A 25,729-nucleotide genomic window follows, 5' to 3' on the forward strand; every position below is an offset into this window, starting at 1 on the left:
CCTCGTGGCATCGGGGGGAGAAGCGGGGTCCGGGACCTCCGGGGATCATGCAGCGCGCCAGCAGCGATATCGATTCGATACGTAATCAAAACATCGTGGATGCCTGCCCGCCGTGGCCTTCCGGCAACCCTGGCGGCCCTGTTCCTTTCCGCCTATCCACCTCCCGCAGCCGAAAGACAGGACAGGGGTTCCCGCGTGAAGCAGGCCTATGCCACCACCGTCGCCTTCAACGTGACGGACCCGGACTCGCCCACCGGCGAGGAGATCCAGCGTTTCTCCCTCTCCATCGTCGTCGAGACCAATCCGAAGCGGGCCGAGCAGCGCGCGGCACAGAACGTGATGCGCCAGGAACAGGGGGCGCGCATCCGCAACGTCCTGGTCCTGCCATTGGACATCGCCCGCATCCAGGCGGAACTGGCCAAGCCCTGAAACGCCGCGGCCACCCGGTAACATCGTCACAATCCGAGACCGAGGGAGGGCCCTCCCGGCTCTTGCGCTCGCGACGCCGCGCACTAAACCCGGCGGCCACGAGTGGATTGAGGACGGGCCCTTGTCGAGCGATACCACTGCGCTGATCGAGATCGACCGGCTGACCAAGAGTTTCGGCGGCTTCATCGCCGTGAACGACGTCTCCTTCAATGTCGGGCGTGGCGAGGTTGTGGGCTTCCTCGGCCCCAACGGCGCCGGCAAGTCCACCACCATGAAGATGCTGGCCGGCTTCGTGACGCCCTCCGCCGGCACCGCCCGCATCCTGGGCGAGGACGTGGTGGACCGCCCGGTGCAGGCCAAGCGCCACCTGGGCTTCCTGCCCGAGGGCGCCCCCACCTATCCCGAGATGACCGTCACCGGCTTCCTGCGCTTCATCGCCCGGGTGCGCGGCTATTCCGGCGCCGAGGCGGGAGAGCGCGTGGCGCGGGCGATGCGCCTGACGACGCTGGAGGGCGTGCGCCTGCAGCCGATCGAGACGCTGTCCAAGGGCTTCAAGCGCCGCGTCGGCCTGGCCCAGGCGCTGCTGCACGACCCGCCGGTGCTGGTGCTGGACGAGCCGACCGACGGGCTCGACCCGAACCAGAAGCGCGAGGTGCGCGACCTTCTCGCCCGCATGGCGCCGGATAAGGCCATCGTCATCTCTACCCACCTGCTGGAGGAGGTCTCGGCCATCTGCACCCGCGCCGTGGTGATCGCGCGCGGGCGCGTGGTGGCGGACGAGACGCCCGCCCAGCTCGCCGCGCGGGGACCGGACCTGGACACCGTGTTCCGCGACCTGACCCTGCCTCCCCCTTCGGCACAGCCCGCCACCGAGGCCGCCTGATGCGCAACACCCTCGCCGTCGCCCGGCGTGAGCTGACCGGCTACTTCGCCACGCCGGTCGCCTATGTCTTCATCGTCATCTTCCTGGTGCTTTCCGGCACGCTGACCTTCACCCTCGGCGGCTTCTTCGACCGGGGCGTGGCCGACCTCTCGCCGTTCTTCCAGTTCGTCCCCTGGCTCTTCCTCTTCCTTGTCCCGGCGCTGACCATGCGCCTCTGGGCGGAGGAACGGCGGCTGGGTACGATCGAACTGCTGCTCACACTTCCGATCGCGCAGTGGCAGGCGGTTCTGGGCAAGTTCCTGGCGGCCTGGGTCTTCTGTGCCATCGCCCTGGCCCTGACCTTCCCGCTGGTGGTCACGGTCAATATCCTCGGCTCGCCCGACAACGGGGTGATCGCCACGGGCTATCTCGGCTGCCTGCTGGTGGCCGGGGCCTATCTGGCCGTCGGCGCGGCGGTCTCGGCGCTGACCAAGAACCAGGTGATCGCCTTCGTCCTCGCCGTGGCGGTCTGCTTCCTCTTCGCCGTGGCGGGCTCGCCCGTGCTGGGCACCTTCCTCGACCGCAACATCCCCGCGCTTTCCGACATCGCGCGCGGCCTCTCGGTCACGGAGCGGCTGCAGGCCTTCTCGCGCGGCGTCGTGTCGGCGCGCGACCTCGTCTTCTTCGCGACCTTCACCGGCTTCTGGCTCTTCGCGAATGCCGTGGCCGTGGACAACCGCAAGGCCGACTGACCCGTGAGCGACACGACCACCTCCCCTCGCGGCCCTCGCCCCGCCCGCCACCGGCTCTGGATCTCGCTCCTGGCGCTGGCCGCGGCGCTGGGCCTCGCCGTCGGGCTGAACCTGCTTTCCGACCGGCTGCTGCCGCGCGCCCGGCTCGACCTGACGCAGCAGCGCCTCTACACGCTCAGCACCGGCACCCGCAGCGTGCTGGCCGGGCTCAAGGACCCGATCACGCTGCGCCTCTTCTATTCCCGCCGGCTCGGCGCCACGGTGCCGCTCTACGGCGCCTATCACGACCGGGTCTGGGAGATGCTGCAGGAATACATGGCGCTCTCCCATGGCAAGCTGCGGCTGGAGACCTTCGACCCGGAGCCCTTCAGCGAGACCGAGGACCGTGCCGTTGCCTATGGCCTCCAGGGCGTGCCGGTGGACCAGTCAGGGGAGCAGGTCTATTTCGGCCTCTCCGGCTCCAACCTGCTCGACGACGAGCGCAACATCCCCTTCTTCCAGCCGGACCGCGAGCGCTTCCTCGAATACGACCTGACGCGGCTGGTCTATGAGCTGTCCAACCCGCAGCGGCCGGTGGTGGGCGTCATGTCCTCCCTGCCGCTGAACGGCGATCCGCGCGCGATGATGATGCGCGTGGCAGGCGGCGGGCAGCCCTATGCGATCATGAACCAGCTCCGCCAGTTCTTCACCGTCCGCGACGTGCCGACCGACGCGCAGGTGATCGACCCGGCGGTCAAGGTGCTGATCGTGGCGCAGGCGCAGAACCTGAGCGACGCCACGCTCTATGCCATCGACCAGTTCGTCATGCGCGGCGGGCGGCTGCTGGCCATGACCGACCCGCACAGCGAGAGCCAGCTCACCCATCCCGGGCCGACCGGCCAGCCGCCGGCCAGCACCGCCTCGAACCTGGACAGGCTCTACAAGGCCTGGGGCATCGAGGCGCCGGAGGACAAGGTGGTGCTCGACCTGCGCGGCGCCTGGCGGGTGCGGAGCAGCAACCCGAACGACCGGGTGCAGGCGGTGGACTACCTCGCCTGGTTCAACCTCCAGGGCGACAGCCTGGACCGTGGCGACGCCGCGACGGCCGACCTGAACCAGGTGACGGTGGCCTCCGCCGGCGAGGTGCGGAAGGCCCCGGGTGCCAGCATCGACTTCACCCCGCTGCTGACCAGCTCCGGCCAATCCATGCTGGTGGATGCCGCCAGGGTGCGGCAGGCGCCGGACCCGGCCGCCCTGCTGGCGGGCTTCCAGGCGGATGGGCAGCGGCACGTGATCATGGCCCGGGTGCATGGCGTTCTGCACAGCGCCTTCCCCGGCGGGCCGCCCGCGCCGCCCCAGGGCGGGCAGCGCCCGGCGGATTTCCCGGCGCATCTGGCCGTGACGCAGGGGCCGGCCAACCTCGTGGTGGCCAATGATTCCGACATCCTGGAGGACCGCTTCTGGGTCCAGAACCAGGACTTCTTCGGCCAGCAGATGGCGACGCCCTTCAGCGACAACGGCGCGCTGATCGGCAACCTGGCGGAAACGCTGGCGGGCGGCGAGGCCCTGATCTCGCTCCGCTCCCGCGGCGAATCCCTGCGCCCCTTCACGGTGGTGGAAGACATGCAGGCCAGGGCGGAGGCACGCTACCGCCAGACCGAGCAGGAGCTGCAGAACCGGCTCCAGGCCACGGAGCGACGGCTGCGCGAGCTGCGCCAGGGCACGCAGGGTGGCCCGCAGGCGCCGGGGACGGAGCACGGCGCCACCCAGGCGGTGATCACCCCCGCCCAGCGCGCCGAGATCGACAAGGCGCGCGAGGAGATCCTGGCGACGCGGCAGCAGCTCCGCGCCGTACAGCTGGAGCTGCGGCGGGACATCGAGCGGCTGCAGACCTGGCTGAAGATCCTGAACATCGCCGCCGTGCCGGTGCTGCTCACCCTCTTCGCCATCGTGCTGGCGGTGCTGCGGTCGCGGCGCCGCGCCTCGGCCCGGGCCTGAGGAGGGACAGGATGCGACGTCGAACCCTGATCGGCCTGGGCGCCGCGGCGGCGGCCTCGATCGGTGCCGCCGTGGTGCTGACCCCGCGCGAGGCCGCGACGCCCGACCCGGACGATGCGCGGCTTGCCTTTCCCGGCCTGGCGGAGCGCCTCGCCGGGGCCACGAGGATCGAGCTGCGCCGGGCCGGCACCACCATGACCCTGGCCCGGCGCGATCCCGAGACCTGGACCCTGCCGGAAAAGGACGACTACCCGGTGCGCTCCGAGCGCATCCGGGAGCTCCTGGTCGGGCTGACGGAGCTGCGCCTCGTGGAGCGCCGCACTGCCAGCCCGGAGCTCTTCGCCCGGCTGGGCGTGGACGATCCGGAGGACAAGGATTCCACCGCCATCCTGGTGCGGGTGCTGGACGCCGCCGGCGTGCCCATCGCCCAGGTGATCGCCGGGCACCGCCGCGTGCGCACCCAAGGTGGGGTGCCGGAAAGCATCTACCTGCGCTTCCCCGGCCAGAACCAGACCTGGCTGGCCGAGGGCCGCCTGCCGGTGGACACCGATCCTCAGCTCTGGATCGACCGGGACATCGCCAACCTGCCGCGCGACCGGGTGCTGCGGGTGATCGTTTCGCGCGGCGAGGCGCCGCTGGAGCTGCGGCGGGGCGATGCGCCGGACGCGCCGCTGCGCGTGGCGGTGCCCGCCGACACGGAGGGGCTGGACGAGAACGCGGTGAACGACGTGGCCGGGGCCTTCGAGTTCCTGACCTTCAGCGACGTGCTGCCGGAGGCGAAGCTCCAGGCCGATCCGGTGGGCGAGTCGCGCTTCACCCTGACCGACAACCTGGGCATCGCGGTGCGGGTCGGGCTGCAGGACGGGAATGTCTGGATCCGCCTGACCGCCACGGGCGACAGTGAGGCGGTGCGGCTGAACAGCCGCTGGCGCGGCTGGGCCTATCAGGTCGGCGCCTGGAAGGAGAAGGCCCTGGTGCCCCGCATCGAGGATCTGCGCCGCGAGGCACCCGTCCCCGCCCCGCCGGGCCAGTCGGAGCAGCCCGGGGTGCTGCCCCCTGCCCCACAGGCGGCCCCTTGAGCGCCCGCGAGTATCCGGACCGGCCCTGGGTCGGCATCGGCTGCGTGGTCCTGCGGGGCGAGGACGTGCTGCTCGTCCGCCGCGCCCGCCCGCCGCTCCAGGGCAGCTGGACCATCCCCGGCGGCGCGCAGTCGGTGGGGGAGACGATGGAGGAGACCGCGCGGCGCGAGCTGCGCGAGGAGGCCGGGATCGAGGTCGGCCCGCTGTCGATCGCCGTGGCGGTGGACGTGATCGACCGCGACGAGCAGGGCCGCGCCCGCTTCCACTACAGCATCCTCGATTTCTGCGCCCCCTGGCTTTCCGGCGAGCCCGTCCCCGGCGACGATGCCGCCGAGGCCCGCTTCTTCCGGCCGGAGGAACTGCCGGCGCTGGGCCGCTGGGCGGAGACCCTGCGCGCCATCGGGACGGCACGCGGGGTGCTGCGCGGGGCAAGCTGAGAGACCCCCGTTCCGCTACGGGGCCCGGGCGTTAGAATGCCGCCGAACCGATGGGAAAACCGGGCCCGTGAACCGCCGCCAGCTCCTGCCCTTCGCCGGCCTCCTGCTGCCCGGCGCCGCCACCGCCGCGCCGCGCCGGGAGGCGGCTGCCCCGAAACCGCTGCCGGTGCTGCCCTCGCTGGATGCCGACGGCAAGGCCAGCCTCACCCCGGAAAAGCGCGCCCTGGTGGAGAAGGTCCGCACCTCCTGGCGCGCCGCCGATGGCCGCAGCGTGGAGCAGGTCGTGGCGACGGTCGGCGGGATGGTGCGCGGCTTCCGGGCCCTGGGCTTCCGGGCGGAAACGGGGTGGCCCGACCATACCGCGACGGTCGGCTTCCTCGGCGCGCCGGTGCTGGTCACGCTGGTGCTGTCGCATGACAAGGATGTCGGCTGGCACCTGCAGCCGGACGGGCGCTTCCAGATCGGGCCGGATGTCTTCCAGCTCGGTGCCCTGGCCTATGCGGTGAACTGGCTGCAGGAGGAGGAGGAGGACCGGGGCGGCCCCGCCGGACGGGCAAGGCTGCGCGATCCGAGGAGCCTGGACTTCCTGGAGCCCGCTTCCGGAACCTCGCAGCGACGGCGCCTGGGCCCTTTGCTCGCCGAGGGCGGCTATGGCATCCGCGACCTCGCGGTACGCGCGGTGAGCCTGCCCCGCCCGGGCTTCACGGCGGGCTTCACGCTGCGTCCCCCTGCAGGCGCCGCCGCGCAGGGGGTGATGCGGCCCGTCTTCACCCGTCGCGCCGCCGACCTGGAGACCCAGCCGCAGACCCTGTCCTGGGAGCCCGGCAATGACGACGCGCGGCAACTGGCGCAGCGCCCGCCCGGCGAATGGCGCTTCGCCGCGCCGGTATAAGCGGCGGGAGGGCTCAGGTGTAGAGCCGCTCGCCCTCCAGCCCCTTGTAAAGATCGGCGACGAACTCGCCATAGCCGTTGAAGATCCGCGTCGGCACGCGCTCGTTGCTGCCCAGAAGGCGCTCGGTGGCCTGAGACCAGCGCGGATGCGGCACCTCCGGGTTCACATTGGCCCAGAAGCCGTATTCGCTGCTCTGAAGCTGTTCCCAGAAGGAGACGGGGCGTTTGTCGGTGAAGGTGACCTTCACCACCGACTTCCCGGACTTGAAGCCGTATTTCCAGGGGAAGAGCACCCGGATCGGCCCGCCATTCTGCGGCGGCAGCGGCTTGCCGTACATGCCGGTGGCGACGAAGCCCAGCTCGTTCTGCGCCTCGGCCAGGGTGCAGCCCTCGATATAGGGCCAGGAATACCAGATCTGCCGCAGGCCCGGCATGACATCGGGCTGCTGCGCCGTTTCCAGGACGAGGTATTTCGCGCCGGATGTGGGCTGGGCGAGGCGCACGAATTCGGAAAGCGGGAAGCCCGTCCAGGGCACGGTCATGGCCCAGGTCTCGACGCAGCGGTGCCGCAGCACGCGCTCCTCCATCCGCACCTGCTTCAGCAGGTCCTCCAGCCCGATCTCCCGCGGCTGGGCGACCATGCCCTCGAAGCGGATGCTCCAGGGAGTCATCTTCAGCTTCCGGGCCGCCGAGACGACATCCTTGGAATCCCCGAACTCGTAGTAGTTGTTGTAGGTCGTCGCGTTGCGTTCCGGTGTCGTGGCCCGGCCCGGATCGAAGCGCGGGTCGGGGGTGAGCCCGCCCGGCGCGGCGCCGCCCTGCGCGAAGACCGGGCCGCCATGCAGCAGGCCCAGCCCGGCGGCCAGGCTGCCGCCGATGAGCCCAAGCCCCTTGCGCCGCCCGACCACCAGGAACTCGGGCGTCGCGGCACTTTCGGGAAGTTCCCAGCCACGGCGGGTGCGGACGAGCATCGGAAGTCTCCTGCGACCCGTCTCATCTCCGTATGCGGGGCCGGAACGTCAAGGGCGGTGGCCGAATGATGACCGGCGCCGCCAAAGGCGCTCCCGTCGTCAGCGGGGGCGCGGCAGCAGGGCCGTGGATGCCCCCGGCGCGGCGGTGACGGCGTAGAGGCGGTACAGCTCCGCCTCCACCCCGCTCCGCGCCCGGGCAATCAGCCCGGGCAGTTCCCTCGCCGCGGGCCAGAGCGGCGGCCCGTCGCCGCGCCGGGTGCTGCGGATCAGCAGCCCCTTGCCCGTCGCCGGCCCCCCCGGCAGGGCGAAGAGGTCCCAGCGATCCCCGATCGCCACCACCGGCACGCCGGGCGGCAGGCGCAGCGCGAGCTGGCTTGCCAGCCCGTATTCCTCCGAGGCGACGAAATCCGCCCCTTCGGCGACGCGGGCCTGTTCCACTGCGGCGGCGAAGCGGTCCCAGCCACCGAGCCGGGCCAGGGTGGGATCGCTGCGGCGCGGCAGATGGAACGGCGCATAGGCGGCCTGAACCAGCACCAGCCCGGAGAGCAGCACGCCGATCGCCAGGCCCGGACGGAACAGCCGCTGCCAGAAGCCGGCGAGGCAGGCCGCGGCAAGGCAGGCGGAGGGATAGAGGATGGCCGGCCAGTTGCCCTGCACCCGGCTGCCCGTGGCCTGCCAGAGGAAGACCAGCGTGGCCGGCACCGTGAGCGCCACGAGCAGCCCGGCGCCGCTGTCCCGCCGCCGGACCCAGGCGCCGGCCACCACGCCGGTGCCGACCACGCAGAGCAGGAAGATCAGCGGCGTGGCCAGCCCGGCCTGCCCGCCGATGAGCTCGCCCAGGTAGCGGAAGGTGAGGCTCCCTTCGCGCAGCCCGGCCCGCCCGCCCTGCTTGGCGAAGGAGGCCCAGCCGTGCTGCGCGTTCCAGAACAGCACCGGGGAGAAGACCAGGATGGCCAGGACCCCGCCCGCCCAGAGCCGCCAGTCGCGCAACCAGGCCCGCGCCTTCGCATCCAGCAGCAGCCAGAGCAGCAGGCCGATCCCCAGGAAGGCGGCGGTGTATTTCGACAGCAGCGCGGCCCCGGCGAAGAGGCCCACCGCCAGCCACCAGCGCCCGTCCCCGCGGGCATGGGCCTCGGCGACCGCCCAGAGGGTCAGGCACCAGAAGACGATCTGCGGCGTGTCCGGCGTCATCAGCACGGCGCCGGCATTCACCAGCAGCGTGGCGTTGAACAGCGAGGCCGCCATCACCCCCGGGCGCCGGTCGGGAAACAGGAGGTTGCCCGCCCGCACCAGGGCCAGCGTGGCCAGCAGCAGCCCGACGGGGCCGAGCAGCCGGATGCCCAGCGGTGTGTCGCCCAGCAGCAGCGTCCCCGCCCGGATCCAGAAGGCGACCATGGGCGGATGGTCGTAGTAGCCGGGCGAAAGCGCCCGGGACCAGACCCAGTAGTAGGCCTCGTCCGGCGAGACCGGCACGGTGGCCGCGGCGATCAGCCGGGCCAGGGTGATGGCTGCCAGGGCCAGCAGCGGCGTCAGCAGGGACTGCGTGCGGAGGGACTGCATCATCGGCTTTTCCTCAGCGAGCGCGCCAGACCAGTGTCGAGGAGACGGCATAGTTCCAGACGGCGGTGATCAGCGCCCCGGCGGCCCCGGCAAGGCCCCAGCCCAGCGTCTCCTCCCGCACCAGCAGCCGGGCGATGCCGACATTGGCCGCCGCCCCGATGCCGCAGACCAGGTAGAAGAGCACCAGCCCCCGCCAGAGGGACGGCCCCTTGAGCCGCACGTCGCGGTAGGTGACGCGGTTGTTCAGCAGGAAGTTCGCCGTCATCGCGGCGAAGGTGGCGATCCACTGCGCGGTGGCAAAGCCGAGATGTCCGATCTCCACCGCTCCCCAGAGCACCAGCAGGTGGACAGCGATGCCGATCAGCCCCACGGCGGCGAAGCTGAAGAAGCGCCAGGGCAGCGCCCCGCCCAGGGCCTTGTCCAGCAACAGGCCGAGGAACTCCATCAGCACCGTGGCGTCGAGCTTGGATTCCCCCGCCTCGCGCGGGCGGAAGCGGTAGGGGACCTCCGTCACCCGCAGGGGGCGCCCGGCGGACAGCAGCAGGTCGAGCAGGATCTTGAAGCCTCGCGCCGAGAGCCGCGGCGCGATCTCTTCGAACAGGGGGCGCGGCAGCAGGAAGAAGCCGCTCATCGGGTCGCTCACCGAGGTCGGCAGGATCGAGCCGGCCATGCGCGCCCCGGCCTCGCTGATCCGGGCGCGCAGCGGGGAGAAGCCGCTGTCCTTCTCGCCACCCTTCACGTTGCGGGAGCCGACCGCCACCTCCGCCCCGCCGTCCTTCACGGCGGCCAGCATCAGCGGCAGGCGCGTCTCGTCATGCTGAAGGTCGCCGTCGATGACGGCCACATAGGGGGCGGAGGAGGACAGGATGCCCTCCACGCAGGCGGAGGCGAGTCCACGCCGCCCGATGCGGCGGATGCAGCGCACCCGGACATCTTCCGCCGCCACGGATTTCACCAGTGCCGAGGTTCCGTCCGGGCTGTTGTCGTCCACATAGACCGCCTCCCAGGCGATTCCGTCCAGCGCGGCCTCCAGGCGGCGCAGCATCGGCCGCACATTGGCGGCCTCGTTGTAGCAGGGGATGATGACGGAGAGTTCGGCGGGCACGGCGGCGGCTTAGCCCCGCTGCGCCTCCGGCGGAAGTGCGTGCTGCATCCGGCAGGGCCGCAATGCCTCCCGCCGTTCCCTGTCGTTTCGGTCCGGAAGCGGATCGAGACGTCATGCTCCCTTCATGAAAGTGTCATTTATCTGTAGCGTGGCCGCAACAAGCACCGGCGAAAGACCGGCCGCTCACTGACAGGGAGAACGCGATCATGCGGCGTCGTTCCGTTGCCGCCGGCGCCTTGGCGCTGGCTTCCGCCCCACTGGCCTCCGGGCTCCTCGGCCGCCCCGCCCTGGCGCAGGGCACTGGCAACCGCACCGAGATCCAGTTCTGGCACGGGCTGAGCCAGCCGCTGGGCGGGATGCTGGAGCAGATCGCCGCCGACTTTTCCGATTCGCAGGACAGGTTCCGGATCAACGCCACCTTCCGGGGCAGCTATCCGGACACCATGGTGGCGGCCATCGCCGCCTTCCGTGCCGGCACCGCGCCGCATATCGTGCAGATGTTCGAGGTCGGCACCGGCACGATGATCAATGCCGGCCGCGCCATCGTGCCGCTGCACGAGCTCGCGGCCCAGACCAAGGTCGATCTCGGGACCGCGGACTACCTCGCCGCCATCAAGGGCTATTACAGCCTGCCCGACGGGCGGCTGATGTCCCTGCCCTTCAACAGCTCCACCTCGATCGTCTTCTACAACAAGGATGCCTTCCGCAAGGCGGGGCTGGACCCGGCGAAGTTCCCGGCGACCTGGCCGGAAGTCACCGAGGCGATGCGCAAGCTGAAGGCGGCGGGCTTCGCCTCGCCCATGACCACCTCCTGGCCCACCTGGCTGAACGTCGAGCAGGTGAGCGCCATCCACAACATTCCGCTGGCCACCAGGGCGAACGGCTTCGAGGGGCTGGATGCCGAGCTGCGCATCCACAACCCGCTGCTGGTGAAGCATCTCGGCAACCTCGTGGAGTGGCAGAAGGAAGGCCTCTACCGCTACGGCGGCCGTGACTCGGCGGCGGATGCACTGTTCCCCTCGGGCGAGTGCCCGATCGTCATGGCCTCCTCCGGCCTGCGCGCCCGCACCGTGAAGGAAGCGAAGTTCGACTGGGGCGCGGCGATGCTGCCCTACTACCCGGAGGTGAAGGGCGCGCCGATCAACAGCATCATCGGCGGCGCCAGCCTCTGGGTGATGCAGGGTGGCCCCCGGGCGCAGCGCTCGGCAGCCGAGCTCCAGGGCGTCGCCGAGTTCTTCCGCTATCTCGGGCGGCAGGACATCGCCGCGAAGTGGCACCAGGACACGGGCTACCTCCCCGTTTCCATGGGCGCCTACAAGGCGACGCGTGAATCGGGCTTCTACGCGAAGAACCCCGGCGCCGACGTGCCGGTGGAGCAGCTCCTGCGCGGCGGCGGCAACACCACGGAGAACAGCCGAGGCATCCGCCTCGGCGGCTTCGCCGAGATCCGCAACATCATGCAGGAGGAGATGGAGCGGGCGCTGCAAGGGGCGCAGAGCGCCGACCAGGCCCTGGCCAGCGCGCAGACGCGCGGCAACCAGGTGCTGCGCAACTTCGAGCGCACCAACAAGGGCTGACCCGATGAGCGAGAAGACCGCCTTTCGCGGCAAGGCGCTGCCGCTCCTGCTGCTCTTGCCGCAGCTCGCGATCACGGCGGTCTTCTTCTACTGGCCCGCCCTCCAGGCGCTGATCCAGTCCACGCTGCGGGAGGACGCTTTCGGCCTTTCCAGCGAGTTCGTCGGGCTGGAGAATTTCCACGAGGTCCTGTCCGACCCGAACTGGCTGCAGGCCGCCTGGAACACGGCGATCTTCTCCTCCTCCGTGGCCATCCTGGCCCTTTCGGTGGCGCTGTTCCTGGCGGTGCAGGCGGATAAGAGGCTGCGCGCCGCCAGCCTCTACCGCACCCTGTTGATCTGGCCCTATGCCGTGGCCCCGGCCGTGGCGGCGGTGCTCTGGCTCTTTCTCTTCCACCCGCAGATCGGGCTGATCGGCCGCGCGCTCAACAATGCCGGCCTCGCCTGGGACTACCGGCTCAACGGCACCCAGGCGATGCTGCTGGTGGTGATCGCCTCGGCCTGGAAGCAGGTCGCCTACAACTTCATCTTCTTCCTGGCCGGGCTGCAGTCCATCCCGCAGAGCGTGCTGGAGGCGGCCGCCATCGACGGCGCCCGCCCGGTGCGGCGCTTCTGGACCGTGGTCTTCCCCCTGCTTTCCCCCACCATCTTCTTCCTGGTGGTGGTGAACCTGACCTACGCCTTCTTCGAGACCTTCGGCGTCATCCATGCGCTGACCCAGGGCGGCCCGGCCCGGGCGACGGAGACGCTGATCTACAAGGCTTGGTCGGATGGCGTGCAGAACCTGAACCTCGGCACCTCCTCGGCCCAGAGCGTCATCCTGATGCTGATGGTGGTGGCGCTGACGGCCTTCCAGTTCCGCTTCATCGACCGCAAGGTGCATTACTGATGGCCGATGCCGCCACCGCGACACGCCACCGGCAGGCGCGTTCGAAGCTGCTGGCCCATGCGCTGCTGATCCTGGGCGTCCTCATCTTCGCCTTTCCGATCTGGATCGCGCTGATGGGCTCCACCCACGATGCTTCCACCCTGGGGCGCGGCGAGGTGCCGCTGCTGCCGGGGCCGGACGCTGTCGAGAACTACGCCACCGCCTGGACCCAGGGCGGCGGCCGCATGCGCACCACCCCCGCCTGGGTGATGCTGTGGAACAGCGCGCTGATGGCGCTGATCATCGCGGTCGGGAAGATCACGATCTCCATGCTCAGCGCCTTCGCGGTGGTGTTCTTTCGCTTTCCCTTCCGGATGACCTGCTTCTGGCTGATCTTCATCACCCTGATGCTCCCGGTGGAGGTGCGGCTGATCCCCACCTTCCAGGTCATGGTGGACCTGCGCCTGACCGACACGATGACGGGGCTCACCCTGCCGCTGATCGCTTCCGCCACGGCGACGCTGCTGTTCCGGCAGTTCTTCCTGACCATCCCGGACGAGCTGGCCGAGGCGGCGCGGCTCGACGGCGCCGGGCCGCTGCGCTTCCTGCGCGACGTGGTGCTGCCGCTCTCGCGCAACTCGATCGCGGCGCTCTTCGTGATCCTCTTCATCTATGGCTGGAACCAGTATCTCTGGCCGCTGCTGATCGTGACCGACCGCTCGCTGGAGACCATCGTGGTCGGCCTCTCCAAGAGCATCGGCAACGGCGATTCCCAGAACGAGTGGAACACCATCATGGCCATGGCGGTGCTGGCGCTGCTGCCGCCCGTCGCGGTGGTGGTGGCGATGCAGCGCTGGTTCGTGCGCGGCCTGACCGAAACGGAGAAGTAAGCCCTTTGGCGACCCTGAAGCTGGACGAGATCCGCAAGTCCTTCGGCAAGACGCAGGTGCTGCACGGCATCGAGCTCGATGTTGCGGATGGCGAGATGGTGGTGCTGGTCGGCGCCTCGGGTTGCGGCAAGTCCACGCTGCTGCGGATCACCGCGGGGCTGGAGACGCCGACATCCGGCAAGGTGCTGATCGCCGGGCGCGACGTGACGCCGCTGGAGCCGGCGGACCGCGACATCGCCATGGTGTTCCAGAACTACGCGCTCTACCCGCATATGACGGTGGCACAGAACATGGCCTATGGGCTGAAGATCCGCGGCCTGCCGCGCCCGGAGATCGACCGGCGGGTGCGCGAGGCCGCCGAGATCCTGGGCCTGGGCGCCCTGCTGGATCGGCGCCCGCGCCAGCTCTCCGGCGGCCAGCGGCAGCGCGTCGCCATGGGCCGCGCCATCGTGCGGGAGCCGGCACTGTTCCTGTTCGACGAGCCGCTCTCCAACCTCGACGCCAGGCTGCGCGTGCAGATGCGGGCGGAAATCCGGCGTCTCCAGCGGCGGCTGGGCGTGACCTCAATCTTCGTGACTCACGACCAGGTGGAGGCCATGACCCTGGGCGACCGGCTGGTGGTGATGCACCAGGGCCGCGCGGCGCAGGTCGCCTCCCCCATGGAGGTCTGGGCGAAGCCGGCGGACACCTATGTCGCCAGCTTCATCGGCAGCCCCTCGATGAACCTCCTGCCGGCCACGCTGCTGGAAGGCGGTGCCGGTGCGCGGCTGGCGTCAGGACAGGAGATCCTCTTCGCGGACGGGCCGCGTCCCGGTGCTGCGGGAATGCCCCTGACGCTGGGGCTACGCCCCGAGCATGTGCTGGTGGGCGACGCGCCGGATGCCCTGCCCCTGACGGTCGATCTCGTGGAACCGCTGGGCTCCGAGACGGTGGTGCATGGCAGGCTGCCTGATGGCGTGCCGCTCACCGTCCGAGTGAACGGTCCCTTCGCGGGAAGCAGCCTGCCGGCGCTCCTCGACCCACGAGAACTCCATGTTTTCGATGGCGGGACTGGAAAGCGGCTGGAGACGGGCTGAGGGCTCAACGGCCCGGCCGGAGCATTCCAGGAACAGGATTTGGAGTGCGCCCGCTGGGGCTCGAACCCAGGACCCCAAGATTAAAAGTCTCGTGCTCTACCGACTGAGCTACAGGCGCCCAAGAAGGGTCGGTCGGACGGATAGCACAGGCTCCGCGCCACGCGAAGAGCATGGAGCCCGTGTCCGGCGCGGAAAACAGGGCGAGGCCACAGCGGCCCCGCCCTTCAGGAAGGCCCGCTACTGGCCTTCCGGCACATCTGCCGCGACGCGCAGGCGGATCAGCTTGTCGGGCTCCCGCACCATGCCGCTGGAACCGCTGCCGCGCTTGATCTTGTCCACGGCCTCCATGCCAGAGATCACGCGGCCCCAGATCGTGTACTGGCCGTCCAGGCTCGCGGCCGGGGCGAACATGATGAAGAACTGGCTGTTCGCGCTGTTCGGGTCCTGGGTCCGGGCCATGCCGCAGGTGCCGCGGATGAAGCGCGCCTTGGCCGGCGGGCTGAACTCGGCCGGCAGGTTCGGCAGCGGGCTGCCGCCCGTGCCGGTGCCGGTCGGATCGCCGCCCTGGGCCATGAAGCCCTCGATGACCCGGTGGAACGGCGTGCCGTCATAGAAGCCCTGGCGCGCCAAGGTCTTGATTCGCTCCACATGCTTCGGGGCCAGGTCGGGGCGTAGCTCGATCACCACGCGCCCGTCCTTGAGATCCATCAACAGGATGTTCTCGCGGTCGGCAGGCGCCGCGGCTTCGGTACTCTCGCTCATCAAGGATCCTCCGGCGATCAACGTCGTGGCGGTCAGCAGAGTGCGTCGCCGCATCTGGAACTACTCTCCCGTGGCATTCCGCACGCGGGCCAGCGTGCGTTCGAGCGTCAGGGCGGGCACGAAAGACGAGACATCCCCCCCCAGCCGCGCAATTTCCTTCACAAAACGCGAGGAAATGAACTGGTTGCGCTCGCTGGCCATCAAGAACACCGTCTCGATGCCATTGTCCAGCCGGTGGTTCATGCCCGCCATCTGGAACTCGTAGTCGAAATCCGACACCGCCCTCAGGCCGCGCACGATCATCCCGGCGCCGACCTCGCGCGCGAAGCCGATCAGCAGGCTGTCGAAGGGGCGCACGTCGATCGGCGTGCCAGTGCGGTCGGTCACCGCCCGCATCTCCGCCTGGACGAGCTCGACGCGCTCCTCCAGCGGGAAGAGCGGCCCCTTTCCCACATTGACGGCGACGCCGATGACCAGCCGGTCTACGAGGCGCGACGCCCGGCTGATGACGTCCAGGTGGCCGTTGGTGACCGGGTCGAAGGTCCCCGGATAGAGGCCGATCCGCTCGGCGCGGGCGGCCCTAGCCATCCTCCCCCTCCCCGTCATCCACCACGGGGAAGCAGGATGTCACACGTTCGTTATCGTCCAGGCGCAGCATGGTGACGCCCATGGATGTCCTCCCTGTGACCCGCACCTGGTCCACTGGCAGGCGGATCAGCCGGCCATTGTCGGTGACGAGCATGACATCGTCGCCCGGCTTGGCGGGGAAGGTCGCGACGACCTCGCGCCCCGTGCGCTTGCTCAGGCTGATATTGGCGATCCCCTGCCCGGCCCGGCCGGAGACGCGGTACTCATAGGCGGAGGAGCGCTTGCCGAAGCCCTGGTCGGTCACGACCAGCAGCAGCTCCTCGGCCGCTTCCAGCTCGGCAAACCGCTCGGCGGAGAGCGAGACCTCCTCGCCATCCTCCACCGGCTCGTCGGCCTCCAGGGGTGCCTCGGCGGGTGCGGCCTCCTCGGCTCCCTCCTCCGCCTCGGCCCCGTTGCGGCGCCGGGCGGCGGCGGCCTTGAGATAGGCGGCGCGCTCGGCACTATCCGCCTCGACATGGCGCAGCACGGAAAGCGCGATCACACCGTCACCATCCGCCAGCCGGATGCCACGCACACCGGTGCTGTCGCGGCCGGCGAAGACGCGCAGCGTGTCCGTCTCGGCAACGAAGCGGATGCAGCGGCCATTGCGGGTGGCCAGCATCACGTCGTCGCCTTCACGGCAGGTCTGCACGCCGATCAGGCTGTCGCCTTCGTCCAGCTTCATGGCGATCAGGCCGGAGGATCGGACATTGCGGAAATCCGACAGCCGGTTGCGGCGGACATTGCCACTGGCGGTGGCGAAGACGAGGTGCAGGTTCTCCCACAAGCCCTCATCCTGCGGCAGCGGCAGCACCGCCGTCACATGCTCATCTTGCTGCAACTGCAACAACTGGCGCAGCGAACGGCCACGCGCCGTCGGGCTGGCGAGCGGCAGCTTCCAGACCTTCTCGCGGAAGGCCATGCCGCGCGAGGTGAAGAACAGCACCCACTGGTGCGTATGCGCGTTGAAGGAGCGCACCACCACGTCGTCCTCGCGCGTCCCGGCGGCGGAACGCCCGCGCCCGCCACGGTTCTGCGCGCGGAAGCTCTCCAGCGTGGTGCGCTTCACATAGCCGTCGCGGGTCATGGTCACGACCATGAGGCCCGGCTCGATCAGGCTCTCGTCGTCCTGGTCCAGCACGCCATCGACGATCTCGGTGACGCGCGGCGTGGCGATCTGGGCGCGGACCTCGGCGAGTTCCTGCGACATCAGCTCCAGCCGCCGCACATGGCTGGCCAGGATGTCCAGGAGTTCGCGGATCCGGCCGCCGACCTCGTCCAGCTCGGCGACGATCTTCTCGCGCTCCAGCCCGGTCAGGCGCTGCAGGCGCAGCTCCAGGATGCCCCGCGCCTGGGTCTCCGTCAGGTGGACCGTGTCGTCGATCACGACATTGCCGCTGTCGTCCACCAGCGCCAGCAGCGCGCCGACATCGCCCGCCGGCCAGGCGCGGGTCATCAGGGCCTCGCGCGCCGTGTTGGCGTCGGGGCTCTGCCGGATCAGGCGGATGACCTCGTCGATATTGGCGACGGCGATGGCCAGACCGATCAGCAGGTGTCCACGCTCGCGCGCCTTGCTGAGGCGGTAGCGGGAACGGCGGAGGATCACCTCCTCGCGGAAGTCGATGAAGGCGCGCAGCGCGTCCTTCAGCCCCATCTGCCGCGGCCGGCCCTTGTCGAGCGCCAGGATGTTCGCGGCAAAGGAGATCTGCAGCTGCGTGAAGCGGTAGAGCTGGTTCAGCACCACCTCCGGCGTCGCCTCGCGCCGCAGCTCGATCACGATGCGCATGCCGGAGCGGTCGCTCTCGTCGCGCAGGTCGGAGATGCCCTCGACCTGCTTGGAACGCACCAGCTCCGCGATGCGCTCCAGCAGCGTGGTCTTGTTGACCTGATAGGGGATCTCGGTGACGACGATGGCATTGCGGTTGCCGCGCAGCTCCTCGATCGCCGTGCGGGCGCGCAGCGGGATGGCGCCCTTGCCGGTCTCGTAGGCGGAGCGGATACCCGCGCGGCCCAGGATCAGCCCGCCGGTCGGGAAGTCCGGCCCGGGCACCATCCGGATCAGCTCCTCCAACGAGATGTCGGGCTCGCGGATCATCGCCAGCGTGGCGTCGATGATCTCGCCCGCATTGTGCGTCGGGATATTGGTCGCCATGCCCACGGCGATGCCGTTGGCGCCGTTGACCAGCAGGTTCGGGAAGGCCGCCGGCAGGACGCGCGGCTCCTGCGCGCTTTCGTCGTAGTTCGGCTGGAAATCGACCGTATCCTCGTCGATGCCGACCAGCAGCGCGGCGGCGGACTTCGCCAGCCGCGCCTCGGTGTATCGCATCGCAGCCGGCGGGTCGCCGTCGATGGAGCCGAAGTTCCCCTGGCCATCGATCAGCGGCAGCCGCATGGAGAAGGGCTGCGCCATGCGGACCATGGCATCGTAGATCGCCGCGTCGCCATGCGGGTGATAGACACCCATGACGTCACCAACCACGCGGGCCGACTTGCGGTGCGGCTTGTCGGGCGTGTAGCCGGCCTCGTGCATGGCGAAGAGGATGCGCCGGTGCACGGGCTTCAGCCCGTCCCGCGCATCCGGCAGGGCGCGCGAGACGATCACGCTCATCGCATAGTCGAGGTAGGAGCGGCGCATCTCCTCCTCGAGCGCGACGGGCGTCCCGCTCAGCGGAACACCCGCGCCATTCTCATCCCCGCCGTTGCCGGCGCCGTCCTCGGTCTCGCTCACGCTGTCATCCTAAAATCATTCCTGGTCCCATTTCTGGTCCGGGCCCTCGGGCCGGGACCTCAGAACGGGATGTCGTCATCCAGGTCGCCCTTTGGCGCATCCCAGCCGCCGCCGCCGCCGCCGCGCGAGGGCGAGCGTCCGCCGGAGGCGCCGCCGCGCTCTCCGCCGCCGGCGCGCGGGCCACCGCCGAAGCCGCCACCGCCGCCGCCGGAATAGCCGCCGCCCTCACCACCCTCGCCGCCGCTGGCGCGGCCGCCGATCATGGTCAGCTCGCCGCCGAAGTTCCGCAGCACGATCTCGGTGGTGTACCGGTCCTGGCCGTCCTTGTCCTGCCACTTCCGGGTCTCGAGCTTGCCCTCGATATAGACCGTGGAGCCCTTGCGCAGGTACTTCTCGGCCACCTCGCCCAGGCGCTCGTTGAAGATCGCCACCGAGTGCCACTCGGTCCGCTCCTGGCGGTTCCCCTCGCGGTCCTTGTAGTTCTCACTGGTGGCGATGCGGAGGTTCACCACCTTGCCGCCGTTCTGGAAGTTGCGGACCTCGGGGTCGCGCCCCAGATTGCCCACCAGGATCACCTTGTTGACGCTGCCGGCCATTCATCCACCTCTTGCCTGGCATCGGGCCTCTCTCCATCGCCCCGGCCAAGGGACGGGTGGGACAGGACACCGGGCCGACTCGTATCGCCCCGTGCGGCACGGCCGACAGGGTCGGGCGAACTTACCCAAGGGAAGCGGCGCTCGCCACCCCCAGGGGAAGTTCGCCCGGAAGGCGGGCGGAGGCGCCCCCCGGCAACCTCCACCCACGGCGTGGATATGGTATCACGGTTGCAAGAACACAATGTGAACTAAGCCGCAAATCCTGCCATAATCGGCCCCTCACAGCCTGTTCCGCGGGAACCTTCAGGGACCCATCCGCTTTGCCCGACAGTCTTCCTCCCCGGTCCCCTTCCCGGACCCGCCGTCCCGGCCGCCGCACCGTCTCTGGCCAGGACACAGCCCAGGACACCAGCATGGCCGCCTCTCGCGACACCGACCTCGCCACTGCCGATGCCGCCTCCCCCGCCAGCGGCCTCCCGGCGAAGCAGGCCGGCGCGGCGCCCCGGGCTTCCGGGCAGGGCGCGGAGCGTGACGCGGGCCGAGGGGCGCTGAAGCCGGTGCAGGGCCCGGCCATCCGGGTCCGGGGAGCGCGGCAACACAACCTGAAGAACATCGACCTGGACATCCCGAAGGACACGCTGACGGTCATCACCGGCCTGTCCGGCTCGGGAAAGTCCTCGCTCGCCTTCGACACGATCTATGCCGAGGGTCAGCGACGCTATGTGGAGAGCCTGTCGGCCTATGCCCGGCAGTTCCTCCAGCTCATGGGCAAGCCGGACGTGGACAGTATCGAGGGCCTGTCCCCCGCCATCTCGATCGAGCAGAAGACCACCTCGCACAACCCGCGCTCCACGGTCGGCACGGTCACCGAGATCCATGACTACATGCGCCTGCTCTGGGCGCGGGTGGGCGTGCCCTATTCCCCCGCGACCGGCCTGCCGATCGAGGCGCAGACCGTCTCCATGATGGTGGACCGCGTCCTCGGCATGGGCGAGGGCAAGCGCCTGCTGATCCTGGCCCCCATCGCCCGCGGCAAGAAGGGCGAATGGAAGAAGGAGCTGGCCGAACTCCAGCGCCGCGGCTTCGAGCGCGCCAAGATCAACGGCACCCTCTACCGGCTGGAGGAGGCGCCGAACCTCGACAAGAAGCGCAAGCACGACATCGAGGCCGTGGTGGACCGCATCGTGGTCCGCCCGGGCATGGAGACGCGCCTCGCCGACAGCTTCGAGACGGCGCTGGGCCTGGCCGATGGCGTCGCCTATGCCGAGGATGCCGACAGCGGCGAGCGGACCGTCTTCTCCTCCCGCTTCGCCTGCCCGGAAAGCGGCTTCACCATCGAGGAGATCGAGCCCCGGCTCTTCTCCTTCAACTCGCCCCAGGGCGCCTGCCCGGTCTGCGACGGGCTGGGCACGGAGAGCTATTTCGACCCGGCCCTGGTAGTGCCCGACGACCTGCGCCCGCTGGCCGAGGGGGCCGTGGCGCCCTGGGCCGGCGGCTCCTCCTCGGCCTATTACGACCAGACGCTGGAAAGCCTGGCGAAGCACTTCAGGGTCTCGATGAAGACCCCCTGGACCGAGCTTCCGGCCGCCGTGCGCAAGGGCATCCTGCACGGTACCGGCACCGAGGTGGTCACGCTCCGCTACAAGGACGGGCTGCGCGCCTACGAGGTGAAGAAGCCCTTCGAGGGCGTCCTTCCCAACCTGGAGCGGCGCCTGCGCGAAACGGACAACCCCTGGGTGCGGGAGGACCTGGAGCGCTACAAGGCCGACCGCCCCTGCAAGGCCTGTCAGGGCGCACGGCTGAAGCCCGAGGCCCTGGCGGTGAAGGTCGCCGGCCTCCACATCGCCCAGGCCAGCGAGCTGTCGATCCGCAAGGCCATGGAATGGTTCCAGGGCGTCCATGGCACGCTGACCGTGCAGCGGCAGGAGATCGCCGGCCGCATCCTGCGCGAGATCAACGAGCGGTTGCGCTTCCTGGTGGATGTGGGGCTGGACTATCTCAGCCTCTCCCGTTCCTCCGCCACCCTCTCGGGGGGCGAGAGCCAGCGCATCCGCCTCGCCTCGCAGATCGGCTCTGGCCTGACCGGCGTGCTCTATGTGCTGGATGAGCCCTCGATCGGCCTGCACCAGCGCGACAACGAGCGCCTGCTCACCACGCTGCGGCGACTGCGCGATCTCGGCAATACCGTGCTGGTGGTGGAGCATGACGAGGACGCCATCCGCGCCGCCGACCACCTGATCGATATCGGCCCGGCCGCCGGCAAGGGCGGGGGTAACGTCATCGCCCAGGGCACGCCCGAGGAGGTCGCGGCCAATCCCAACAGCGTCACCGGCGCCTATCTCTCCGGCCGCCAGCGCATCGAGGTTCCCGCCGAGCGCCGCAAGCCCGATCCGGAGAAGACGCTCCGCGTCGTCGGCGCGCGGGGCAACAACCTGAAGGACGTAACCGCCGAGATCCCGCTTGGCACCTTCACCTGCGTCACCGGGGTTTCCGGCGGCGGCAAGTCCACCCTGGTGATCGAGACGCTCTACAAGGCCGTGGCGCGGCGCCTGATGGGCTCCGGCACCGTCCCCGCCCCGCACGACCGGATAGAGGGGCTGGAATACCTCGACAAGATCATCGACATCGACCAGTCGCCCATCGGTCGCACGCCGCGCTCGAACCCGGCCACCTATACGGGCCTCTTCGCACCGATCCGGGACTGGTTCTCGGAGCTGCCGGAGTCACGGGCGCGCGGCTACAAGCCAGGCCGCTTCTCCTTCAACGTGAAGGGCGGACGCTGCGAGGCCTGCCAGGGCGACGGCGTGCTCAAGATCGAGATGCACTTCCTGCCCGACGTCTACGTCACCTGCGACACCTGCAAGGGCAAGCGCTACAACCGCGAGACGCTGGAGGTCCGCTTCCGCGACAAGTCCATTGCCGACGTGTTGGAGATGACGGTGGACGAGGGCTGCGAGTTCTTCTCCGCCGTGCCCTCCATCCGCGACAAGCTGTTGGTGCTGCGCGAGGTCGGGCTGGGCTATATCCACCTGGGCCAGCAGGCGACGACGCTCTCGGGCGGCGAGGCGCAGCGCATCAAGCTGGCCAAGGAGCTCTCCCGCCGTGCCACGGGCCGCACCCTCTACATCCTCGACGAGCCGACCACCGGCCTGCACTTCGAGGATGTGCGCAAGCTGCTGGAACTGCTCCAGGCGCTGGTGAAGCAGGGCAACACGGTGCTGGTGATCGAGCACAACCTGGAGGTCATCAAGACCGCCGACTGGCTGCTCGACCTGGGTCCCGAGGGTGGCGAGGGTGGCGGCCGCATCGTCGCCCAGGGCACGCCGGAGGAGGTCGCGGCCAACCCGGGCAGCCACACGGGCCACTTCCTGGCCCCCCTGCTGCCCACGCCGAAGGCGAAGCGCAAGCGGGCCTGACCCCCGGCCGCGTCCCCGCCCCGAACGGGTTGGCGCGAGCGCGATCGGTCCTCAGACCCGCCCGCGCAGCCCGGCCCAGGCCACCGCCAGCCGGTCTGCGCCGCCGCGTGGCCCGGGCGGCTGGGCGAGGTCCGCCCCATCGGCGATCCGCCGCAGGTCCCGCCGCGCCAGGACCAGCGGCAGGGCGGCGGCGACGGCCGGCTTCGGCAGGTCCCGCAGCGCCTTCCGCGCCTGCTCCAGCACCGGCAGGGCCTCCGCCGCCAGCCGCCGTGCCACCGCCACCACGGCCGGGGCATCGGGGGCGATGCCCTCGGCCTCCGCCCCCGCCTCGGCCAGCATCTCCACCGGCAGCAGGTTGCGCCCCTGCCGCGCCTGGAGCGGCAGGGTCCGCAGCACCCCGGCCAACCCATAGCCGGCGCCCGCCGATTGCAGCGCCGGCAACAGGGCCGGCGGCGCCCCCAGCAGCCGCCCAGCCGCCACCGCGAATCCGCCGGCCGAGCCGCGCAGGTAGCTCTCGAAGGCCCCCCGGCTCTCGATCTCCTCGGCCTCGGCCTCCCGCGCATCCACCATCGCCTGGAGATCCGCCGCATCCAGCACCCCGGCCGTGACCAGCGCGTGCAGCGGCCCCGCCACCTCGTGCCGCCGCACCGGCCGGCCTGCCGCCATCTCGTCCAGCGAATCGCGCCACCATTGCAGGCGGATCAGCGCCATCATCGGCTGGCTCACGACCTCCCGGGCCCGGGCCAGCTCGTTGTTGAAGGCGATCAGCGTGAACAGCGCCTCACGCCGCTCCGGCGCCGCGAAGAGCGCGCAGAGGAAGCGATCGGGGTCGCTGCGGCGCGCGATCGCGCCGATCTCCGACAATTCAGCCATCGGCTGCCTTCTGGCGCCGCAAAGCCCGCCCCGCAAGGTTGACGCCTTACGGGGAGCCGCCCACCTTCCCGCCGGTTTCAACATTGGGGAGACCTCTCATGGCCTTCAGCCTTCCGCCTCTGCCCTATGATCCCGGCGCGCTCGCCGCCCGCGGCATGTGCCAGGAGACGCTGGAGCTGCATCACGGCAAGCACCACCAGGCCTATGTCACCGCCCTGAACGGCCTCATCGAGAGCAAGGGCCTCGCCGGCAAGAGCCTGGAAGAGATCGTTGCCCAGGCTGGCAAGGGCGGCGCCGACAGCCAGCCCGTGCTGAACCAGGCCGGCCAGCACTGGAACCACATCCTGTTCTGGCAGGTGATGTCGCCCGATGGCGGCGGCGACAAGCTGCCGGGCGCGCTGCAGACGAAGGTCGACAGCGACCTCGGCGGCCTGCAGAAGTTCAAGGACGACTTCAAGGCGGCCGGCGTCGGCCAGTTCGGCTCCGGCTGGGCCTGGCTGATCCAGGATGCCTCGGGCAAGCTGAAGATCACCAAGACCCCGAACGGCGCCAACCCGATCTCCACCGGCGAGGGCACGCCCCTGCTCGGCGTGGATGTCTGGGAGCACTCCTATTACCTGGACTTCCGCAACCGCCGCCCGGACTACCTGTCCAACTTCCTCGACAAGCTGGTGAACTGGGAATTCGTCGCCAGCCTGCTAGACAAGGGCCTGAAGTCCGGCCAGTCGGCCTGACCCGCGTCCGGGCGGCCCTGATGGCGCCGCCCGGAAACAGGAAAAGGGGGAACGCCATCGCTGGCGCTCCCCTTTTTCGCGTCCGCTCCGGAGGCCCGGCCCCCGGTGGCTTCCGCCTCAGCCCTTGGCCACGGCCGTGTCGTTGGCCGCGGTGGGCCGCACCACGCTGCCGATCGTGCCGCGCAGTACGTTGACGCGGACATTGGGGGCGATCTCGACCTCCACCTCGTCCGTACCTTCCTTGACCTTGGTGATCACGCCCACGATGCCGCCCGCGGTCACGATGCGGTCATTGCGCTTCAGCGACTGCAGCATGTTGCGGTGCTCCTTGGCCTTGCGCTGCTGGGGGCGGATCAGCAGGAAGTAGAAGACCACGAAGATCAGCAGCATCGGGGCGAGCTGCATCACGATTCCGGCGGCGCCGGAACTCCCGACGATGTCTTGCGCGTAGGCGGTGGAGACGAGCATGAGGGTTGGAGTTTCCCGGCTTGCGATGGATGGGGGCGGAACCTAGCCTTCGCCCCTCGCCCGTCAACCCATCCTTGCGGGCCGACCCCATCATCACTGTCCTTCGCAGCAAAAACGAGTCCCGCCCAAGTGTCCGAACTTCTGCCGGCCCTGCTCCGGATCGCCGAGGCGCTGGAGCGCTTGGCCCCCGCCTCTCCCGCCCCACCTTCGCCGGAAGGCGCCGATGCCTTCGTCTGGCACCCCGCCCCCGAGCCGCGCCTCGCCCCCGTGCCCAGCGTGGCCGCGGTCGATGCCTCCCTGCTCCAGGGCGTCGAGGCGCAGAAGGCGCTGCTTCTGGAGAATACCGGCCGCTTCGCCCGTGGCCTGCCTGCCAACAACGCCATGCTCTGGGGCGCCCGGGGCATGGGCAAGTCCTCGCTGGTCAAGGCCGCCCATGCCGCTGCCAACCGGGAAAGGCCGGGCAGCCTCGTGCTGATCGAAATCCAGCGGGAGGACATCCGCACCCTGCCGGAGCTGCTGAACATCCTGCGCGCCCAGCCCCGCCGCTGCCTGGTCTTCTGCGACGACCTGTCCTTCGAGCGCGAGGACGCGGACTACAAGGCGCTGAAATCCGTGCTGGACGGCGGCATCGAGGGGCGCCCGGCCAATGTCCTCTTCTACGCCACCTCCAACCGCCGGCACCTGATGCCGCGCGACATGATCGAGAACGAGCGCTCCACCGCGATCAACCCCGCCGAGGCAGTGGAGGAGAAGGTCAGCCTTTCCGACCGCTTCGGCCTCTGGATCGGCTTCCACAACTGCGACCAGCCGACCTTCCTGGCCATGGTGGAGGGCTATGCCGAGGCGCTGGGCCTCGACCTGCCACGCGAGGAGCTGCACGCCCGGGCCAAGGAATGGCAGGTCACGCGCGGCAGCCGCTCGGGCCGCGTCGCCTGGCAGTTCGTCACCGACCTCGCCGGCCGCCTGGGGCAAGCCCTGCCTGCATGACCGCACCAGGGGATGTCCCGCAGGAGAACCCGCGCGGGGACGCGCCGCTTCAGGGGACACCCCAAGA

23 protein-coding genes and 1 tRNA gene are annotated in these 25,729 nt (G+C 70.0%); 14 read left to right on the forward strand and 10 right to left on the reverse strand.

Annotated elements, in window-relative coordinates; genetic code table 11:
- Positions 1-195: 195 nt before the first annotated feature.
- The 7 genes from BT98_RS0105855 to BT98_RS0105885 all read left to right on the forward strand — a co-directional run bounded on the left by BT98_RS0105855 (position 196) and on the right by BT98_RS0105885 (position 6,428).
- The gene (locus BT98_RS0105855; RefSeq protein WP_019459826.1) at positions 196-429 is read left to right on the forward strand and encodes a hypothetical protein; all 234 of its coding nucleotides are present in this window, start codon (positions 196-198) and stop codon (positions 427-429) included.
- Positions 430-550: 121 nt separating this feature from the next.
- On the forward strand, positions 551-1,312 hold the full coding sequence (locus tag BT98_RS0105860) for an ABC transporter ATP-binding protein (RefSeq protein WP_019459825.1): 762 nt from the start codon (positions 551-553) through the stop codon (positions 1,310-1,312).
- Entirely contained in the window at positions 1,312-2,043 is a 732-nt protein-coding gene (locus BT98_RS0105865) for an ABC transporter permease (protein ID WP_019459824.1), read from the forward strand. Before BT98_RS0105860 ends, BT98_RS0105865 begins: the two co-directional genes overlap by 1 nt.
- A gap of 3 nt (positions 2,044-2,046) precedes the next feature.
- A complete protein-coding gene (locus tag BT98_RS0105870) occupies positions 2,047-4,020 on the forward strand; it encodes a GldG family protein (RefSeq protein WP_019459823.1) in 1,974 nt (657 codons plus the stop codon).
- Positions 4,021-4,031: 11 nt separating this feature from the next.
- Entirely contained in the window at positions 4,032-5,099 is a 1,068-nt protein-coding gene (locus BT98_RS0105875) for a DUF4340 domain-containing protein (protein WP_019459822.1), read from the forward strand.
- Positions 5,096-5,536, forward strand: coding sequence for an NUDIX hydrolase (locus BT98_RS0105880; RefSeq protein ID WP_027297165.1), 441 nt, complete (start codon positions 5,096-5,098; stop codon positions 5,534-5,536). The genes BT98_RS0105875 and BT98_RS0105880 overlap by 4 nt, the downstream gene beginning before the upstream one ends.
- A gap of 67 nt (positions 5,537-5,603) precedes the next feature.
- Entirely contained in the window at positions 5,604-6,428 is an 825-nt protein-coding gene (locus BT98_RS0105885) for a hypothetical protein (RefSeq protein ID WP_019459820.1), read from the forward strand.
- 13 nt (positions 6,429-6,441) lie between these two features.
- Here the strand turns inward: BT98_RS0105885 and msrP are convergent, their stop codons facing one another.
- The 3 genes from msrP to BT98_RS0105900 all read right to left on the reverse strand — a co-directional run bounded on the left by msrP (position 6,442) and on the right by BT98_RS0105900 (position 10,063).
- Positions 6,442-7,398 carry a protein-methionine-sulfoxide reductase catalytic subunit MsrP gene (gene msrP, locus BT98_RS0105890; protein WP_019459819.1) on the reverse strand — a complete coding sequence of 319 codons (957 nt, stop codon included), beginning with the start codon at positions 7,396-7,398 and terminating at the stop codon, positions 6,442-6,444.
- A gap of 99 nt (positions 7,399-7,497) precedes the next feature.
- The gene (locus BT98_RS0105895) at positions 7,498-8,961 is read right to left on the reverse strand and encodes a glycosyltransferase family 39 protein (protein ID WP_019459818.1); all 1,464 of its coding nucleotides are present in this window, start codon (positions 8,959-8,961) and stop codon (positions 7,498-7,500) included.
- 10 nt (positions 8,962-8,971) lie between these two features.
- Positions 8,972-10,063, reverse strand: coding sequence for a glycosyltransferase (locus BT98_RS0105900; protein ID WP_019459817.1), 1,092 nt, complete (start codon positions 10,061-10,063; stop codon positions 8,972-8,974).
- A 206-nt stretch (positions 10,064-10,269) separates the two neighbouring features.
- Between BT98_RS0105900 and ugpB the strand changes: the two genes are divergently transcribed.
- Genes ugpB through ugpC form a run of 4 tightly spaced genes read left to right on the forward strand, consistent with a single transcriptional unit; the run spans position 10,270 to position 14,471 of the window.
- Positions 10,270-11,640 (forward strand): sn-glycerol-3-phosphate ABC transporter substrate-binding protein UgpB, encoded by a 1,371-nt coding sequence (gene ugpB, locus BT98_RS0105905; protein ID WP_019459816.1) that lies wholly within the window; start codon positions 10,270-10,272, stop codon positions 11,638-11,640.
- Between the two features lie 4 nt (positions 11,641-11,644).
- On the forward strand, positions 11,645-12,526 hold the full coding sequence (ugpA, locus tag BT98_RS0105910; RefSeq protein ID WP_019459815.1) for a sn-glycerol-3-phosphate ABC transporter permease UgpA: 882 nt from the start codon (positions 11,645-11,647) through the stop codon (positions 12,524-12,526).
- Positions 12,526-13,395: a sn-glycerol-3-phosphate ABC transporter permease UgpE gene (gene ugpE / locus BT98_RS0105915; protein WP_019459814.1), complete on the forward strand. Its 870-nt coding sequence runs from the start codon at positions 12,526-12,528 to the stop codon at positions 13,393-13,395. The genes ugpA and ugpE overlap by 1 nt, the downstream gene beginning before the upstream one ends.
- Positions 13,396-13,400: 5 nt before the next feature.
- Positions 13,401-14,471: a sn-glycerol-3-phosphate ABC transporter ATP-binding protein UgpC gene (ugpC, locus tag BT98_RS0105920; RefSeq protein WP_027297166.1), complete on the forward strand. Its 1,071-nt coding sequence runs from the start codon at positions 13,401-13,403 to the stop codon at positions 14,469-14,471.
- 45 nt (positions 14,472-14,516) lie between these two features.
- Here the strand turns inward: ugpC and BT98_RS0105925 are convergent.
- The 5 genes from BT98_RS0105925 to ssb form a co-directional block, all read right to left on the reverse strand.
- Positions 14,517-14,589 (reverse strand) — tRNA-Lys (locus tag BT98_RS0105925).
- 119 nt (positions 14,590-14,708) lie between these two features.
- Positions 14,709-15,233 carry a peptidylprolyl isomerase gene (locus tag BT98_RS0105930; protein WP_027297167.1) on the reverse strand — a complete coding sequence of 175 codons (525 nt, stop codon included), beginning with the start codon at positions 15,231-15,233 and terminating at the stop codon, positions 14,709-14,711.
- A gap of 60 nt (positions 15,234-15,293) precedes the next feature.
- Positions 15,294-15,821 (reverse strand): pantetheine-phosphate adenylyltransferase, encoded by a 528-nt coding sequence (gene coaD / locus BT98_RS0105935; RefSeq protein ID WP_019459811.1) that lies wholly within the window; start codon positions 15,819-15,821, stop codon positions 15,294-15,296.
- Complete coding sequence (gyrA, locus tag BT98_RS0105940; protein WP_244311116.1) at positions 15,814-18,495, reverse strand: DNA gyrase subunit A; 2,682 nt, start codon at positions 18,493-18,495, stop codon at positions 15,814-15,816. Before gyrA ends, coaD begins: the two co-directional genes overlap by 8 nt.
- A gap of 152 nt (positions 18,496-18,647) precedes the next feature.
- On the reverse strand, positions 18,648-19,184 hold the full coding sequence (gene ssb, locus BT98_RS0105945) for a single-stranded DNA-binding protein (RefSeq protein ID WP_019459809.1): 537 nt from the start codon (positions 19,182-19,184) through the stop codon (positions 18,648-18,650).
- A 413-nt stretch (positions 19,185-19,597) separates the two neighbouring features.
- Here ssb and uvrA point away from each other — a divergent pair, with 413 nt between their 5' ends.
- A complete protein-coding gene (gene uvrA, locus BT98_RS0105950; protein WP_019459808.1) occupies positions 19,598-22,600 on the forward strand; it encodes an excinuclease ABC subunit UvrA in 3,003 nt (1,000 codons plus the stop codon).
- Positions 22,601-22,651: 51 nt separating this feature from the next.
- Here the strand turns inward: uvrA and BT98_RS0105955 are convergent, their stop codons facing one another.
- A complete protein-coding gene (locus BT98_RS0105955; protein ID WP_026032976.1) occupies positions 22,652-23,473 on the reverse strand; it encodes a phytoene/squalene synthase family protein in 822 nt (273 codons plus the stop codon).
- Positions 23,474-23,571: 98 nt separating this feature from the next.
- Between BT98_RS0105955 and BT98_RS0105960 the strand changes: the two genes are divergently transcribed.
- Positions 23,572-24,207 carry a superoxide dismutase gene (locus tag BT98_RS0105960; RefSeq protein WP_019459806.1) on the forward strand — a complete coding sequence of 212 codons (636 nt, stop codon included), beginning with the start codon at positions 23,572-23,574 and terminating at the stop codon, positions 24,205-24,207.
- A gap of 117 nt (positions 24,208-24,324) precedes the next feature.
- Here the strand turns inward: BT98_RS0105960 and yajC are convergent, their stop codons facing one another.
- Positions 24,325-24,675, reverse strand: a complete 351-nt coding sequence (gene yajC / locus BT98_RS0105965; protein WP_019459805.1) for a preprotein translocase subunit YajC — start codon at positions 24,673-24,675, stop codon at positions 24,325-24,327.
- Positions 24,676-24,804: 129 nt separating this feature from the next.
- Here yajC and BT98_RS0105970 point away from each other — a divergent pair, with 129 nt between their 5' ends.
- Entirely contained in the window at positions 24,805-25,662 is an 858-nt protein-coding gene (locus tag BT98_RS0105970) for an ATP-binding protein (protein ID WP_019459804.1), read from the forward strand.
- Positions 25,663-25,729 lie beyond the last annotated feature (67 nt).

The organism is Roseomonas mucosa ATCC BAA-692 (genome assembly GCF_000622225.1).
In the GTDB taxonomy this organism is placed as follows: Bacteria; Pseudomonadota; Alphaproteobacteria; order Acetobacterales; family Acetobacteraceae; genus Roseomonas; species Roseomonas mucosa.